Origin of the sequence: Burkholderia sp. PAMC 26561 (genome assembly GCF_001557535.2) — a bacterium.
Taxonomy (GTDB): Bacteria; Pseudomonadota; Gammaproteobacteria; order Burkholderiales; family Burkholderiaceae; genus Caballeronia.
In genome coordinates, this window is sequence record NZ_CP014306.1 from 1,256,352 (window position 1) to 1,272,266 (window position 15,915).

The 15,915-nt window shown below is 59.1% G+C and carries 11 protein-coding genes; 8 read left to right on the forward strand and 3 right to left on the reverse strand.

All coding sequences use genetic code 11. The features are described from left to right. Positions 1-60 precede the first annotated feature (60 nt). Complete coding sequence (gene dnaN / locus AXG89_RS05965; protein ID WP_062168517.1) at positions 61-1,167, forward strand: DNA polymerase III subunit beta; 1,107 nt, start codon at positions 61-63, stop codon at positions 1,165-1,167. A gap of 170 nt (positions 1,168-1,337) precedes the next feature. Next, positions 1,338-3,809 carry a DNA topoisomerase (ATP-hydrolyzing) subunit B gene (gyrB, locus tag AXG89_RS05970; protein WP_062168519.1) on the forward strand — a complete coding sequence of 824 codons (2,472 nt, stop codon included), beginning with the start codon at positions 1,338-1,340 and terminating at the stop codon, positions 3,807-3,809. A 66-nt stretch (positions 3,810-3,875) separates the two neighbouring features. Here gyrB and AXG89_RS05975 read toward each other — a convergent pair whose 3' ends face one another. Then, positions 3,876-5,405: a cryptochrome/photolyase family protein gene (locus AXG89_RS05975; protein ID WP_062168521.1), complete on the reverse strand. Its 1,530-nt coding sequence runs from the start codon at positions 5,403-5,405 to the stop codon at positions 3,876-3,878. Between the two features lie 214 nt (positions 5,406-5,619). On the opposite strand from AXG89_RS05975, the gene AXG89_RS05980 reads away from it, so the two are divergent. Next, positions 5,620-6,870: a hypothetical protein gene (locus AXG89_RS05980; RefSeq protein ID WP_082771344.1), complete on the forward strand. Its 1,251-nt coding sequence runs from the start codon at positions 5,620-5,622 to the stop codon at positions 6,868-6,870. Here the strand turns inward: AXG89_RS05980 and AXG89_RS05985 are convergent. Beyond that, positions 6,867-10,304, reverse strand: coding sequence for an AAA family ATPase (locus AXG89_RS05985; RefSeq protein ID WP_062168525.1), 3,438 nt, complete (start codon positions 10,302-10,304; stop codon positions 6,867-6,869). The two genes, AXG89_RS05980 and AXG89_RS05985, sit on opposite strands and share 4 nt — an antisense overlap. Further along, positions 10,301-11,521, reverse strand: coding sequence for an exonuclease subunit SbcD (sbcD, locus tag AXG89_RS05990; protein WP_062168527.1), 1,221 nt, complete (start codon positions 11,519-11,521; stop codon positions 10,301-10,303). Before sbcD ends, AXG89_RS05985 begins: the two co-directional genes overlap by 4 nt. A gap of 212 nt (positions 11,522-11,733) precedes the next feature. On the opposite strand from sbcD, the gene AXG89_RS05995 reads away from it, so the two are divergent. The 5 genes from AXG89_RS05995 to AXG89_RS06015 all read left to right on the forward strand — a co-directional run bounded on the left by AXG89_RS05995 (position 11,734) and on the right by AXG89_RS06015 (position 15,914). Continuing rightward, the gene (locus AXG89_RS05995; RefSeq protein ID WP_047895277.1) at positions 11,734-11,931 is read left to right on the forward strand and encodes a hypothetical protein; all 198 of its coding nucleotides are present in this window, start codon (positions 11,734-11,736) and stop codon (positions 11,929-11,931) included. Positions 11,932-11,943: 12 nt separating this feature from the next. Then, complete coding sequence (dbpA, locus tag AXG89_RS06000) at positions 11,944-13,326, forward strand: ATP-dependent RNA helicase DbpA (RefSeq protein ID WP_062168529.1); 1,383 nt, start codon at positions 11,944-11,946, stop codon at positions 13,324-13,326. Positions 13,327-13,436: 110 nt separating this feature from the next. Beyond that, positions 13,437-14,039, forward strand: coding sequence for a lipocalin family protein (locus tag AXG89_RS06005; protein ID WP_062168531.1), 603 nt, complete (start codon positions 13,437-13,439; stop codon positions 14,037-14,039). Between the two features lie 124 nt (positions 14,040-14,163). Continuing rightward, the gene (locus AXG89_RS06010; protein ID WP_062168533.1) at positions 14,164-15,180 is read left to right on the forward strand and encodes a tetratricopeptide repeat protein; all 1,017 of its coding nucleotides are present in this window, start codon (positions 14,164-14,166) and stop codon (positions 15,178-15,180) included. Next, entirely contained in the window at positions 15,129-15,914 is a 786-nt protein-coding gene (locus AXG89_RS06015) for a glycosyltransferase family 9 protein (protein WP_162916009.1), read from the forward strand. Before AXG89_RS06010 ends, AXG89_RS06015 begins: the two co-directional genes overlap by 52 nt. Position 15,915 lies beyond the last annotated feature (1 nt).

Sequence of the window (15,915 nt, forward strand, 5' to 3'; positions counted from 1 at the left end):
AGCGCCCATGAAAGCGGTGGCGAAAGCGGCGGACGGCCGACATTTCAACGAAGGAACTCTATGCAACTGGTCAAGACCGAACGAGATAATCTCCTAAGGCCGCTGCAAACCGTGAGCGGAATCGTCGAGCGCCGCCATACGTTGCCGATCCTCGCCAATTTGCTGATCACCAAGACTGGCGCCGACGTGTCGTTCCTCTCGACCGATCTCGAACTTCAGATCACCACGCGTGCCGACTTCGGCACCGGCAGCGATCAGGTTGCGACCACCGTCGCCGCGCGCAAGCTGCTTGACATCCTGCGCGCCATGCCGCCAGGGGAAGTGTCGCTGGATCTCACCGACAAGAAGCTGACCGTGCGCTCCGGCAAAAGCCGCTTCGCGCTCCAGACGCTTGCTGCCGACGAGTTCCCGACCGTCAACCAGGCGACCGAATTCGGCGCGAGCCTGTCAGTTCCGCAAAAGACGTTCCGGCAGTTGCTTGGCATGGTCCACTTCGCCATGGCGCAGCAGGACATCCGCTACTACCTGAACGGCATGCTGCTGGTGGTCGACGGCGACCAGTTGATGGCCGTTGCAACGGACGGCCACCGGCTTGCGTTTTCATCGATGAAGATTGAAGGCGGCACGTATGCGCGCCAGGAAGTCATCATCCCGCGCAAGACCATTCTGGAACTGCAGCGCTTGCTGGAAGACATCGACGACTCGCTCGTGATCGACATTGCCGCGAGCCAGGTCAAGTTCACGTTCGGCCAGGTCGAACTCGTGTCGAAACTCGTGGAAGGCAAGTTCCCCGACTTCCAGCGCGTGATCCCGAAGTCGCACAAGAACACGTTCCTGATCGGCCGCGAAGAACTGCAGCGTTCGCTGCAGCGCGCGGCGATTCTGACATCGGACAAGTTCAAGGGCGTGCGCTGCCTGATCGAGCCGGGCCAGTTGAAGATCATGTCGACCAACGCCGACCAGGAAGAAGCGCAGGAAGAACTGGAAATCGCGTATCAGGGCGACAGCGTGGACATTGGCTTCAACGTCACGTATCTGCTCGACGTGCTCGCGAACCTGAAGATCGACATGTTGCAAGTGAGCCTGGGCGACGCAAGTTCGAGCGCCCTGATCACGATTCCCGAGAACGACGAGTTCAAATATGTGGTGATGCCAATGCGCATCTGACGCGGCCAAAACTAAAAACTTTCCAAGGGGCGCACTGCCCCTTTGGCATTTTTAAGGTGTTTCGAAAAGTCTCGTGCAGCGACCGCGCAGCAACCCCCGCAGTGACCGCCCAGCGACCTAGTACTGACCCAGTAGCGACCCTGTAGTGACGCAGAACCGGAAAAAAACCCATGACTGAAAACCCTATTTCGCAACCCGACAACGCTTACGGCGCATCCTCCATTCAGATCCTCGAAGGTCTGGAGGCGGTCCGCAAGAGGCCGGGTATGTATATCGGCGATACGTCTGATGGCACGGGTTTGCATCACCTCGTTTTCGAAGTGCTGGACAACTCGATCGACGAAGCGCTCGCCGGACATTGCAACGACATTCACGTCACCATTCACGCCGACAACTCCATCTCCGTGACCGACAACGGCCGCGGCGTGCCGACCGGCCTCAAGCTCGACGACAAGCACGATCCCAAGCGCAGCGCCGCCGAGATCGTGATGACCGAGCTGCACGCCGGCGGCAAGTTCGACCAGAACAGCTACAAGGTGTCGGGCGGCTTGCATGGCGTGGGTGTGTCCTGCGTGAACGGCCTGTCCGAATGGTTGCGCCTCACCGTGCGTCGCGACGGCAAGAAGCACTTCATGGAATTCCATCAAGGCGTGGTGCGGAACCGCGAACTCGTGACCGAAAACGGCATCACGTATTCCCCGATGCACGTAGTTGGCGACACGGAAAACCGCGGCACCGAAGTGCATTTCATGCCGGATATCACCATCTTCGGCAACGTCGAATTCCACTACGACATCCTCGCCAAGCGCATGCGCGAACTGTCGTTCCTGAATAACGGCGTGCGGATTCGCCTGACCGATCAGCGCAGCGGCAAGGAGGACGATTTTGCGTTTGTCGGCGGCGTGAAGGGCTTCGTTGATTACATCAACAAGACCAAGCAGGTGCTGCATCCGACCGTGTTCCATGCGGTGGGCGAGAAGGACAACGTCACGGTCGAAGTGGCCATGCAGTGGAACGACAGCTACAACGAAAGCGTGCTGTGCTTCACGAACAACATTCCGCAGCGCGACGGCGGCACCCACTTGACCGGCCTGCGCGCGGCCATGACGCGTGTGCTCAACAAGTACATCACGGATCACGATATCGCGAAGAAAGCGAAGATCGAGACGAGCGGCGACGACATGCGTGAAGGTTTGTCGTGCGTGTTGTCGGTGAAGGTGCCGGAGCCGAAGTTCAGCTCGCAGACGAAGGACAAGCTCGTGTCGTCGGAAGTGCGCGCGCCGGTTGAAGACGTGGTCGCGAAGGCGCTCGAGGACTTCCTGCAAGAAACGCCGAACGACGCGAAGATCATTACGAACAAGATTATCGATGCAGCGCGTGCCCGCGACGCCGCTCGCAAGGCGCGTGAAATGACGCGTCGTAAAGGCGTGCTCGACGGCGTCGGCTTGCCGGGCAAGCTGGCCGATTGCCAGGAGAAGGATCCGGCGAAGTCGGAGATCTACATTGTCGAGGGCGACTCGGCAGGGGGATCGGCAAAGCAAGGGCGTGACCGGAAGTTCCAGGCCATCCTGCCGCTGCGCGGGAAGGTGCTCAACGTGGAGCGTGCGCGTTTCGACAAGCTGATTTCGTCGGAGCAGATCGTCACGCTCGTGACCGCGCTCGGAACAGGGCTCGGCAAGGACGACTACAACCTCGACAAGCTGCGCTATCACCGCATCATCATCATGACCGACGCGGACGTGGACGGTGCGCACATCCGGACGCTGCTGCTGACGTTCTTCTACCGGCAGATGCCGGAGATCGTCGAGCGCGGGTTCATTTATATCGCGCAGCCGCCGCTCTACAAGATCAAGGCGGGCAAGGACGAGCGGTATCTGAAGGACACGCACGAGCTGAACCAGCATATGTTGAAGCTGGCGCTGCAGGGCTCCGAGCTGATTCCGAGCGAAGGCGCGACGCCGATTACCGGCGACGCACTAGGTGAACTTGCGCGTGCCTACCTCTTGGCGCAGGCGGTGGTGGATCGCGTCAGCCGGTTCTATGACGTGAACGCGCTTGAGGCGGTGATGGACGGCATTGTGCTGGATCTGTCGACACAGGAATCGACGGTGGCTTCTGCTGCGGCCTTGCAGGCTGCGTTGCGTGCGGATCCGTTGAAGCCTGAAGTGACGGTCGAGCCGTCGTATGACGCGGTGCGCGAGATCCGGTCGTTGCATATCAATCGCCGGCATCACGGGAACGTGAAGGTATCGGTTATCGACGAAGACTTCCAGTTGACCGCCGACTACAAGCAATTGCAGACGACGGCGAACACGTTCAAGGGGTTGATCGGGGCGGGCGCATTGATCAAGCGCGGCGAACGGTCGATGGCCGTCAGCGACTTCAAGAGCGCCATGAAGTGGCTGATCGCGGATGCAGAACGCAACGTGACCAAGCAGCGGTATAAGGGGCTGGGCGAGATGAACCCGTCGCAGCTTTGGGAAACGACAATGGACCCGACGGTGCGGCGTCTGTTGCGCGTTCAGATCGAGGATGCGATCGCGGCCGACGGCATTTTCACTACGCTGATGGGTGACGATGTTGAACCGCGTCGTGCGTTTATTGAGTCGAATGCGTTGCGGGCGGGGAATATTGACGTTTGAGGTTTGACGTAAGCGTTGCTGGAGAAGCCAGTCACTTTTTATGTGGCTGGCTTTTTTGTTTAAGCTTCACAACTCGTCCAGCTTCCCTCGAAGCTCACCCGCCCTTTCCTCAAGCCCGGCCTTCGCTTCCCCATCCATCCTGTCCAACTGCTTATAAACCATCGCCAGCCTCGGATTCCCCTTCAACCGCCCGCTATTGCGCTCAAAAAAATCCCAATACAGCGCGTTAAATGGACAAGCCGTTTTGCCCAGCCGCGCTTTCCTATCGTAGTGACATCCTTTGCAGTAATCGCTCATCTTGTCGATATACGCCGCGCTCGACGCATAAGGTTTCGTCGCCAGTCCGCCGCCATCGGCAAACTGGCTCATGCCGAGCACGTTCGGCATCTCGACCCACTCGTACGCATCCACGTATACACCGAGATACCACTCGTGCACTTCAACGGGATCAATTCCCGCGATCAGCGCAAAATTGCCGATAACCATCAACCGTTGTATATGGTGCGCGTGTCCATTTTCAAGCGATTGCCCAATTGAATGTTTCAAGCATCGCATGTTCGTCTCGCCGTTCCAGAACCAGACTGGTAGCTTGAGCGTATTGCCGAACACATTCGATTTTCGGTACTCCGGCATCCGCGTCCAATACACACCGCGCATGAATTCGCGCCAGCCGATGATTTGCCGAATGAACCCTTCGACCGCTGGCAACGATGCATGTCCATCCCGATACGCCCGTTCCGCCCGGGCTACCACTTCGCGCGGATTCAGCATCTTCGCGTTGAGCGAAAACGACAGCAGCGAATGGAACAATCGCGGCGCGTGCGTGCTCATTGCGTCCTGGTAATCGCCGAAATCAGGAAGCGCATCTTCTATAAACGAATCGAGTTGCGCCAACGCTTCATCGCGATTCAACGGCCACGGCAAACGGTCTTCATTCGGCGACCCGAAGCTCTTTACGCCCGCGTCGACAATCGTTTTCCAGAGCGCTGAATGATCGTGCGCAACGCGGGGATCAGCGGGTTGTGATGGCTTTCCAGGCCACGATTTTCGATTGTCGTGATCGAAGTTCCACTGGCCGCCGGAAGGGGAATCATCGGCGCTCATCAAGACCCGATGCTTCACCCGCATCCGCCGATAAAAATTTTCCATCAGCCACTGCTTCTTGTCGGCGAAATATTCGGCCGCTTCATTGCGGCGCGTGTAGAAGTGCTCCGTATCTTTCATCCAGCACGGAATGTCCAGCTGAGCCGCATACTCGGCCAATTGCCGGTCGAGTCGCCATTCATCCGGCGCCTGACATTCGAACGCAGTCGCTTTGTAACGCGCGATCATCCAGTCGAGATTCCCGGGCATGCTTTGCCGGTTATCCGGGTCATCGATTGCAAGATAGTGAACACGATGCCCGGCGGATTTCAACCGGCGCGCGAAGTCACGCATAGCCGCGAACAACGCGAGGATTTTCTGTGCGTGATGCAGGACGTAGTCCGTTTCCTGACGCACTTCCATGAGCGCATAGACGACATCGTCGTCCACCTCCGAAAACCAGCTATGCAGCGGGTTCAGTTGATCGCCAAGAATCAATCGCAGCGTGGTCATGCCTCAAATCTCCAGCGCCTGGTTACGCAACGTGAAATTGTGAAAATCGGTGCCGATCGTCGGCAAGGTGCGTCGGCGCGTTTAAAGTGGCTGGTTACCCGGAAACGCATCGGCACTGCTTATCAATGAGCGTGCACGAACAATGCCCGATCGCCCGACAGCTTAGAAACTCATGAACCGATCCAACGTACGTCACGTAAGACAAAGAGGCGGAATGCGTCAGCCAAGCGCCGCCAATCAAGAGCGTCTTGGCAGAATTGCGGAGGCATTTCGCGCGGCATATGCCGCGGGCGATTATCGAAGCGGTGCAAATCTCGCGGCCGAAGCGCTCACCCTCACACCGGGAAACATGACGATCCTGCCGGATTACGCGTTGTGCCTGATGCGCATCAACGCGTTCGACCAGGCGTACAAGGTCTACATGAGCATCCACGACGCGCCGGCGAGCCAGCGCAAACTGCTTGCCGCGTCGACCTGGCTCGATGGCCTGGTGGAAGTGTGCGGCTGGCTCGGGAAGACCGACGAGATGCGCGAATACGGTTTGCGCTCGCTGCGTGCCTCCGACACGCAATGCGGCGCGAATCCAAGCGAATCAATTCCAGACCAGGCGCCGCCTGCGTTCAATCCCCAAAATCCTGCTGAGAATGTCATCGCGTATTCACTGTTCGGCGCGAATCCGCGATATTGCGAGCCGGCGGTCCTGAATGCCGAATTGACGCGCGACCTGTTCAAAGGCTGGACGTGCCGGATCTATCTCGATGCGACCGTCCCCGCGCACGTCCAGCAACGGCTGAAGGATGCGGGCGCGGACGTCGTGTTCATGGGTCCGGAGTCGGGAGTCCATCCGTTGATGTGGCGCTTTCTGGTTATCGACGATCCCAAGGTCAAACGCTTCCTGCTTCGCGATGCCGACGCGTTGCTCTCTGAGCGGGAAGCCGCCGCGGTGCAGGAATGGATTAAAAGCCCGTATTACTTCCACGTCCTTCGCGATTACTTCACGCATACCGAACTGATTCTCGCGGGGCTCTGGGGAGGCTGCGGGGGCGTATTGAAGAACGCGGTTCAATCGATGCAGCAATTTGCCGCCACCAACGCCGATAGCGGCCGGTTCATCGATCAGCATTATTTGCGCACCAATGTCTGGCCGACGCTGCGTAAAAGCGTGCTGACTCACGACGACCTGTTCGGTTTCCACGACGCAAAACCATTCCCGCCGCACGCGCCGAACCGATGGAACACCGAGAAGTTTCACGTCGGCAGCAATACGAGTTACCAGGCAATCGGCGGTGTCAGCTCGCTTGCCGATGGCGCCGCGCAAAAGCTTGTTTTCAGCGCCGCCGACGGTAAGCCTTTATTCGACTACGACGCGGTTGTGCGAAACGGTGAATGGCGTCTCGACGTGCCGTTCTTCATTGTGCAAAAGCTTGCGGCGAAAGAGATCGTGGTCAATAAAGCCGCGTCTTAAGCGCCCACGACTTCCACCGTCGAAAATCCTATTCCCACGCTTTTCGCCACTTTGATCTGCAACGGAATGCGCTCCTTGAGCGCTTCCACATGGCTGATCACGCCGATCATCTTGCCGCTCGCGTTCAATGAATCGAGCGCATTGAGCGCAATCTCCAGCGTTTCGCCATCGAGCGTGCCGAACCCTTCATCGAGGAACAATGAATCGATGGACGTCTTGAAGCTCACCAGATCCGATAAAGCCAGCGCAAGCGCCAGACTCACAAGGAAACTTTCGCCGCCTGATAACGTGCGTGTATCGCGTGCAATATCGCCTTGCCACAGGTCGAGCACTTCCATTTCCAGCTCGCCGGCAAGCTTCCGATTGAGTTGATAGCGCCCATGCAATTGCATGAGTTGGCGGTTCGCGAGGTAGATCAGATGATCGAGCGTGAGGCCCTGCGCGAACTTCCGATACTTCGCGCCATCGGCGGAACCGATCAGGCTGCTCAGGCGCTGCCACAAGTCGTATTGGGCGCGTTGTGTATCGATCTGTCGGTACAACGCCTGTTGTTCGACGCGGCGTTTGTCGTCGCCTTGAAGCGTCGCGCGAAGGCCGCCTTGTTGTTGGCTTAGCATTTTTATAGACGCGGCCAGATCTTCCAGCATGCGATTCAGCGCTTCGGCGTCCTGATCCGTCTTCGGGTCTTTCAGCAATTCCGCGCGACGGTTTTCCGCGTTCGCGCGCAGTGTGCGAACCGTTGTCGATAGTTCGTCGAGTTCGCGCTTCTGCGTTTGCAACCGGTCGCGCTCTTCGTGGGACAGGAGCGCCGACAGGAACGATTGTTCATCGGCGAAAACGCTGCGGGTCAAAGCATTCAACCACGCAGCCGACGTTTTCTCCGCGTGCGCTTGCTCTTCGCTCAAACGCGTTGCCATCGTGCGCTCGGTGCCTTCGAGCGAACTGGTTTTGTCGCGTGCAGTTTCGTAGCGGTGTATTGCGGATATGAAGGCCGCGTCCGGATCGTCGGTCGCGGCAATTGGATCGGCTTGCAACTCGGGGAAATCCTTCTCGCAAGCCGTCCAGCGCACGCACCATTTTGCCGCGTCAGTCGATGCAGTTTCGAGCGATTGTTTCAAGCGATCCGCCTGCTGATTCAATGCACGAACACGCTCCGATGCCTTCTGCCAAGCCTTCCATTCGTTATCGCGTTCAGCAAGCCACGCTTGGCATTGCGTCCACGAATCGGGTCGCGCGTGACCGGCGGAAATAACCGATTCATCGAGCGTGCGTTCTTTCTTGAGCAACGTGGTTTGCAAGGCTTCGGCTTGGTCGGCCATCTCCTTCAGCGACTTTTCGTCGGCGTTCTGGCGCTCTTCGCTCATCTTCAACGCATGTTGCTGTTCGAGCGCGAACCGCTCCGCCGCATTCGCGGCGGTCGCGTGCTGATGAATCACGATCTTCTGTTGATCCACTGCCGCGAGTGTTTCCTGAGCCGACTTCAACTTCGCCGTATGTTGCTGCACGAGCGCGCTGAGCGCGTCACGGTCAACTGTTTCGAGTCCAAGTTCTGCGCACAACATCTGCCAGCTCTCGGCATGACCCTTGTCGTCTTGCAGCCATGTATCGATACGCTTTTTGAGCGCGCTCACACTGGCATTCGATTCGGCGATTGCCACATTTGCGGCGAGAAGCTCCTTGCCTTTGCCACGCAACGCTGTGTCTTTTTCCTTCAATGCATGTTCGGTCGATGAAACATCGAGCGTTTGATAAACATCGATGGACGGATGCTCCGTCGATCCGCACAACGGACACGCTTCGTCAGGCTGCAATGCTGCGCGATGTCCGGCAAGGTCCAGAATGCGCCGCTCCTGATCAAGCAGTTTGCGTTTGTCCTGGACTTGTTCGGTGAGCATTTCGATGTCTTTGACAAGGCGTTCATGCTGGTCGGCGAGCAACACGCTCGCAGCGTTTCTTTTCGCCAGTTCTTCACGGTCCGTAGCAAGTTGACGGGTCCCGCGCGTAACTGCCTCACCAACTTCCACCAGTTTCCCGAACAGATAATGCTGGTCTTGAAGACGCTGGCAACGTGTCTTCAAGTCCGCCTCGCTTTCCCCACTGTGCATGCTCGAAAGTTTCTCAAGCTGTTCCCGTTCAGTTTTTCGCGCCAGTTCTGCCGCGCCCATTGCGTTGGACATCGCTTTGAGCTTGGCGCTGATGTCCCCCGCCTGTTTCTCTATCGACGCACGCAATCCGACATGCTTTGTGCGAATCAATTCGATGTCATTCAACGTCTGTTGACGTGCATCGAATTGATGTTGCCAAAGCACGATTTGCTCACCAAGTTTGCTTCGATGCGGATGTTGATCAAGTGTGGACTGAATTGATTTGATTTCCGCCGACACGGTAGTCAACCCAAGTTCACGAAGCTGCGCCACCCGCGTTCCCATCACAGAAGCCAGGCGCAAACCCCGCGCGGCATCGAGCGCAGCGGCTTGTTTTTCGTTCCGCGCAGCCGCCGCTTGACGCAAGGTTTCCGCGTGCCTCTCGCGCGCCGAAAGCATTGCCGTGTGATCAGCGCGCAGCTTTTCCGCAGGCGCGCTTGCGGCGAGGCGATCGAGCAAAGGCTTGGCATCGGCGATTTTTGCATCGGCCTGCTGCTGGTTGAGCGACGCCTGTTCGAGCTGCTTTTCAGCGTCCGATAACGCCACCCGCCACGCGTGCATCGCGCGTGTTGATTCGGCTTGTTTGCCCAGCGTGATTTCCTGAGCGGCGAGAGCGATGACTTCCTGCTGCTTCGCGTTACGCTCTTCTTCGGTCAGCAACTGAACGCCGTCGGCGCGGACCAAAAGCGTATCGAGCGCGAGCTTTTCATCCCGCGTGCGCTCGAACACGTGCTGTGAGATCGTGCCATAGATATCGGTGCCGGTAAGCTCTTCAAGCAACTCGGCGCGCTCATTCGCCTTCGCTTCCAGGAACGCGGCGAAACCGCCTTGGGCGAGCATCATCGATTTGGTGAAGCGGCCGAAATCCAGCCCCGTGATCTCTTCGACCTTGCGCAGTTTATCGACAATGCGCTCCGTCAGGATCGTCCCGTCCAGCCGCGCGAGTTCGACCTTTGGCGCCTGCAGATTGCCGTCGGTTTTATCGCGTGCGCGTCGCTGACTCCAGAATGCACGATACCCTTCGCCCTTCACTTCGAACTCGACTTCCGCGAGGCATTCGAACGTGTGGCGCGTCATCAGCTCGTTCGTGCCTTGCGAGACCGTATCCATGCGCGGCGTGCGGTGATAGAGCGCGAGACAGATGGCATCGAGCAAGGTTGTCTTGCCGGCTCCGGTCGGACCGGTGATGGCGAACAGGCCGTTATCGCGAAACGGCGGCTGGCTGAAATCGATCTTCCACTCGCCCTTGAGCGAATTCAGATTACGCAAACGCAACGACAAGATCTTCATGCATTGGCCTCGCCAATCTGCGCGACGACTTCGCGATACATCTGCAAAAGCTGCGAGCGCGTGTCGTCGTCGATGGTTTCCGATTGCAGGCGGCGTGCGAAAACATCGTCGGGCGTGAGTTCGTTCAAGGTTTCCCTGGCCTGGGATTGCAACGTGCTCGAAGCGGACGAGCGCTCGCGACGAACGCGCAACACTTCGACGGGCAGGTTCCCGGTCATCTTCTGGATGCGCGTTTGCAGATCGCTGAGATAGTCGTCGGCGGAGACGACGATTTCGAGCCATATCGTCTCGCCTTCGCGCGCCTGGGCTGAAACAGCCTCAACCGCAGCTTCCAGTTCCTTCAGCGATCCTTTGACCGACAACAAGGTCTGGAAGCACGGAACGTCGAGCACGGTCACGCTTTGAAGCCCATCGGCCGAAACGTCCACGAGCAGCATCTCTTTCTGCTGCCGCGCTTCGTCGAAGCTCAATGCAATCGGCGATCCGCTGTAGCGAATATGGTCGAACCCGCCAACCTTCTGCGGCCGATGAATATGCCCCAGCGCGATGTAGTCGGCCGCCGGAAACGCGGCGGTCGGGAACGCCTCCAGCGCGCCGACATAAATCTCGCGCACGGATTCGCTTGCGCTCGCACCGACTGTCGTCAAATGCCCGGTCGCGATGATCGGCAAATGCGCACCGAGTTCAACGCGCTTCGCCTCGGCCAACGCAAACAACACCTGGTAATGCGCGTGGATTGCGTCTTGCAGCGACTGCTGTTTGTCACGCGCGCTTTGCCCCGCGATGCTCTGCAGGACATCACGCGGACGAATGAACGGAATTGCGCAGACAATCGCGCCGGGGTGGCCATCGCGTGTATTGAGGACGCGGACCTGTTCGTTCGGGTCGTCCTGCACGGACGGAATCACGACTGTATTCAACGCCGTCAGCAAGTTGCGCGATTCCTCGAGCACGGCAACGGAGTCATGATTCCCCGCGAGCAGCGTCAGACCGACGCCGGCGTCGCGCAGCGCCAGGATCAGCGAGTAATACAGCTCGCGGGCGTAGCTGGGCGGCGCACCGGTATCGAAGATATCCCCGGCTATCAGCACCGAATCGACCCCATGCACCCGGGTCTGCTCGACCAGCCACTCGATCAGCTTCTGGTGCTCGATTTGTCGTGAATGCCCGAGAAAATACTGGCCGAGGTGCCAGTCCGAGGTGTGCAGGATTCGCATCGATAGGGCGGGTCAGGGCATCGTTTTAGTAAATGTCAGTTTAACGGATCGATCCGATGCGAAAGACGGCGAGGCCCGTAAAAACGCCGTAAAACGAGGTAATCCCACCGTCTACGCGTACACTTCGGCTTCAATTGCGCAAAAACAGCGTGCGCCGGACGGATCGGCGCCCTTTTCAGGCCGCAACCCCATCCATTACGCTCAATCCAATCATGTTTATCTGCCGAAACCAGCCGTGCGGCGCCGAATGGCAACTTGCCGACGTGCTCATCAAGAACGAAGGCCAGGGCCTGATGTTCCGCTGCCCCATGTGCGGCGCGCGCAATAAAGTGCTGCGCCACGACGCGCCCGACGGCACCATCACCTACGAGCAGGACAATTCGGTCCCGCCGAAACCTGCCGCGAAGTAGAGAAACACGCTCATGACCACGCCCACTTCATTCAGCGCCTTGCCGCTGTCGCCGGCAATGCTGGCGAACCTCGAACAACTCGGTTATCTCACGATGACCTCGATCCAGGCCGCAAGCCTGCCGCTCGCGCTCGCGGGCCACGATCTCATCGCGCAGGCGAAGACGGGCAGCGGCAAGACCGCCGCGTTCGCATTGCCGTTGCTCGCTAAGATCGACCCGAAGCTTTTCTCCGTGCAGGCGCTCGTGCTGTGCCCGACGCGCGAACTCGCCGACCAGGTGACGCAGGAGATTCGCCGGATCGCGCGCGCGGAAGACAACATCAAGATCCTGACGCTGTGCGGCGGCTCGCCAATGCGCCCGCAGATCGCAAGTCTCGAACATGGCTGCCACATTGCCGTGGGCACGCCGGGACGTCTCATGGACCACCTGGAACGCGGCACGCTGGAACTGAGCGCGCTCAAGACCCTCGTACTCGATGAAGCCGACCGCATGCTCGACATGGGCTTTTTCGATGACATCGTCGCGGTTGCCAAACAATGTCCGAAGGATCGCCAGACCTTGCTGTTTTCGGCGACGTATCCGGAGGGCATCGCGAAGCTGAGCCAGCAGTTCCTGCGCAAACCGCAGGAAATCAAGCTCACCGAGCAGCACACGAATGCGAAGATCAAGCAGCGTTTCTACGAAGTCGATGACAACGAGCGCCTGCACGCCGTTGGCCTTCTGCTCGATCACTACCAGCCGGTGAGCACGCTCGCGTTCTGCAACACGAAGCAGCAATGCCGCGATCTACTCGATGTACTCGTCGCGCAAGGTTTTCATGCGCTGGCGCTGCACGGTGAACTCGAACAACGCGAGCGCGACCAGGTGCTCGTGCAGTTCGCCAATCGAAGCTGCTCGGTGCTGGTCGCCACCGATGTCGCCGCGCGCGGCCTCGATATCGCGCAACTGGAAGCGGTGATCAACGTCGATGTCACGCAAGATCCTGAGATCCACGTTCACCGCATCGGCCGAACGGGCCGCGCGGATCAGGAAGGCTGGGCGCTGAGCCTCGCGAGCATGAATGAAATGGCGCGCGTGAGTTCGATCGAACAGGCGCAGAAAAAGGAAGTGGAATGGCACAAGCTGAGCGAACTGACGCCGGCGACGCCGGGTCACCTCCAGCCGCCCATGGCCACATTGCAGATCCTTGGCGGCCGCAAGGAAAAGATCCGTCCGGGTGACGTGCTCGGCGCGCTCACCGGCGACGCCGGTTTCGAAGGCTCGCAGATCGGCAAGATCAATGTGACGGATATGGTCACCTACGTGGCGGTATCGCGGGATATTGCCGATAAGGCGGTGAACCGGTTGTCGTCCGGAAAGGTGAAGGGCAAGAAGGTGAAGGTACGGCGTATTTGACGCCAATCGAAGCGCTGGGCCTGTAACTTGCGCCATTGTTGATCCCGTGAAACCGGTCAGGGCGGACGTGCGTATCAATGCATACACGCCCTAACAACTTTGGTGCGCTCATGTCCCGTGCTCTTCGCGTTGTCGTTGTTTTGTCGGCAGTGGCGCTTGTTCTGAGCGCATGCATGTCTTCGCCACGCAATCCCAATCCGCGCGCAGCGAATGAACTGAAGCTTGCGCCATCGGTTGATCTCCCGCGTTACATGGGCCGCTGGTACATCATCGCGAACATTCCGTATTTCGCCGAGAAGGATTTCGTTGGCAGTTATGCCGAATGGAAGTTGCGCGATGACGGCAAGATCGACGACTCGTATTACGCGCACAAGAATTCGTTCGATGCCCCGCTGAAGCACTATCAATTCACGGATTCCGTGGTTCCGGGTTCGAACAACGCGGATTGGAGCGTGCGGATCTTCTGGCCAATCTACGCAAGCCAGAAGACGCTTTACGTGGATGACGACTACCAGTACACGATCATCGGATACTCGGATCGCAAGCTCGGCTGGATTTTCGCGCGCTCGCCAAACATCAGCGATGCGAAGTACCGCGAACTGCTCGGCCGCCTGGACGAGATGGGTTACGACACATCGCGATTCCGCCGCGTGCCGCAAACGCCCGACCAGATTGGCAAGCCGGGTTTCCATTCGCCTGGCGAAAAAGACTGATCCGCGCCGATGCGAAATGCATAACTTTAAATCGGGAAACAAGGGATAAGACTGATCCGATAGCTGGCCGATAACACGCGAATTAGGATGATCAGGTCATCCACTTCGCTGAAAAACGCCTGCCATGAACCAACTCGCCGAACCGTATGCCCGAGCTTTCAGTCACCATCAGGCCGGTCAGATGGCCGAGGCTGAAAGCGGTTACCGGCAGGTCTTGCAGCAACGTCCCGATCACGTCGATGCGCTGCATTACCTCGGCGTCCTTCTGCATCAGCGGGGCGAGGACCTGGAAGCTGCGAAGTTGCTGGACCGCGCGCTTGGCCTCGCGCTGGACGCACCGGCGTGCTGGAGCAATCGCGGGCTGGTGGCTACGGCGCTGGGTGACCTGCCGCATGCCGTGGAGTGCCACGAGCGCGCGCTTGCGCTCGATCCGGATTTCGCCAACGCACGCAACAACCTCGGCGTGACGTTGCGAAAGCAAGGCCTTTTCAGCGAAGCCATCGAGCAGTTTCACACGCTGCTCGCCCAGCACCCCGATTTCTTCGATAGCCGCCTGAACCTCGGTTCCACATTCGCGGCCGCAAAGCGTTATGACGAAGCGCTGGCGACATACCGCGAGGCGCTGCGTCGCAATCCCAACAGCTTCGAAGCACATTTCGGCGAAGGCAACGCGCTGCGAGAGCTCAAGCGCTTCGATGAAGCGGTGGCGAGTCTGCATCGCGCGCTCGCGCTGAGGCCGGATCACTTCGAGGCACGCGTGAACCTCGGCACGACGCTTGGGCTTCACGGCCGGTTTGCGGAGGCAGAGGCGGCATACCGGCATGCATTGACGTTACGCGATGACCCTCAGATTCACGTATGCGTCGGCGCAGCGGTCGGCTCGCAAGGGCTGTTCGAGGAGGAGGAGCCGTACTATCGACGCGCTCTCGACATGGATCCTGATCACGCCGATGCCCAGCACAATCTCGCGCTGCTCCAGCTTCGCCGTGGCAACTTCAGGAAGGCTGGGCGCTGCATGAGGTGCGCTGGCGTTCGAGCAAATATCAGCCAATGGACGTTCCGGGCGTCCGCGAATGGCGCGGAGAGCCGTTGCAGGGCAAGACGTTGCTGGTGGTCGGCGAACAAGGTCACGGCGACATGATCCAGTTCGCACGTTACGTGACGGTGCTCGGGCAGATGGGCGCAATCGTAGACATGCGGGTGCCGGAGAATATCGTGGAACTGGTGCAAAGCGTGCGGGGAATTCGCCGTGCATTCACGCGGGGGCCGACGCATGAATACGACTACTGGACGCCATCCATGAGCGTGCCGCATCGCGTCGCGCATCTCGTTCCCAACGCGCTAGCCGACATTCCGTACATGAGCCTGAGCGCCGAGCGCATCGGCATGGGGCCGACGCGAGTAGACATGCTGGCCGCAGGCCGCAAAAAAGTCGGCATCGTGTGGGCGGGCAGTCCGACGTTTGGCAACGACCAGTTCCGTTCAATGCCGTTTTCGGCGCTCTCACCGTTGGCGGACGTGAAGGACGTTACCTGGTTTTCGCTGCAGAAAGGCGCGGCGCGCGATCAGCTTTTGAACGCGGAGTGCGCGCTGAAACCTTACGACCTGACGGACACGCTGAGTGATTTCGCCGATACCGCCGCGCTCATCGACCAGCTCGATCTGGTGATGACAGTCGATACCTCCGTCGCGCATGTGGCGGGCGCGCTCGGCAAGCCAGTATGGGTGTTCCTGCCGGCGAACAACGACTGGCGCTGGATGGCAAACCGCGAGGACAGCGTGTGGTATCCAAGCGCGCGTCTGTTCAAGCAGACCACGCTCGGCGACTGGACCGGGCCGGTTGCCAAGGCAAAAGCCGCGCTGATGGCCGGGTGAA

What these genes read in the sequence shown, in the direction of transcription:
- dbpA (WP_062168529.1), top strand. Translation starts at nt 11,944, where the DNA reads ATGACCACGCCCACTTCATTCAGCGCCTTGCCGCTGTCGCCGGCAATG.
- sbcD (WP_062168527.1), bottom strand. Translation starts at nt 11,521, where the DNA reads ATGCGAATCCTGCACACCTCGGACTGGCACCTCGGCCAGTATTTTCTC.
- AXG89_RS05975 (WP_062168521.1), bottom strand. Translation starts at nt 5,405, where the DNA reads ATGACCACGCTGCGATTGATTCTTGGCGATCAACTGAACCCGCTGCAT.
- AXG89_RS06005 (WP_062168531.1), top strand. Translation starts at nt 13,437, where the DNA reads ATGTCCCGTGCTCTTCGCGTTGTCGTTGTTTTGTCGGCAGTGGCGCTT.
- AXG89_RS05985 (WP_062168525.1), bottom strand. Translation starts at nt 10,304, where the DNA reads ATGAAGATCTTGTCGTTGCGTTTGCGTAATCTGAATTCGCTCAAGGGC.
- AXG89_RS05995 (WP_047895277.1), top strand. Translation starts at nt 11,734, where the DNA reads ATGTTTATCTGCCGAAACCAGCCGTGCGGCGCCGAATGGCAACTTGCC.
- AXG89_RS05980 (WP_082771344.1), top strand. Translation starts at nt 5,620, where the DNA reads ATGCGTCAGCCAAGCGCCGCCAATCAAGAGCGTCTTGGCAGAATTGCG.
- dnaN (WP_062168517.1), top strand. Translation starts at nt 61, where the DNA reads ATGCAACTGGTCAAGACCGAACGAGATAATCTCCTAAGGCCGCTGCAA.
- AXG89_RS06010 (WP_062168533.1), top strand. Translation starts at nt 14,164, where the DNA reads ATGAACCAACTCGCCGAACCGTATGCCCGAGCTTTCAGTCACCATCAG.
- gyrB (WP_062168519.1), top strand. Translation starts at nt 1,338, where the DNA reads ATGACTGAAAACCCTATTTCGCAACCCGACAACGCTTACGGCGCATCC.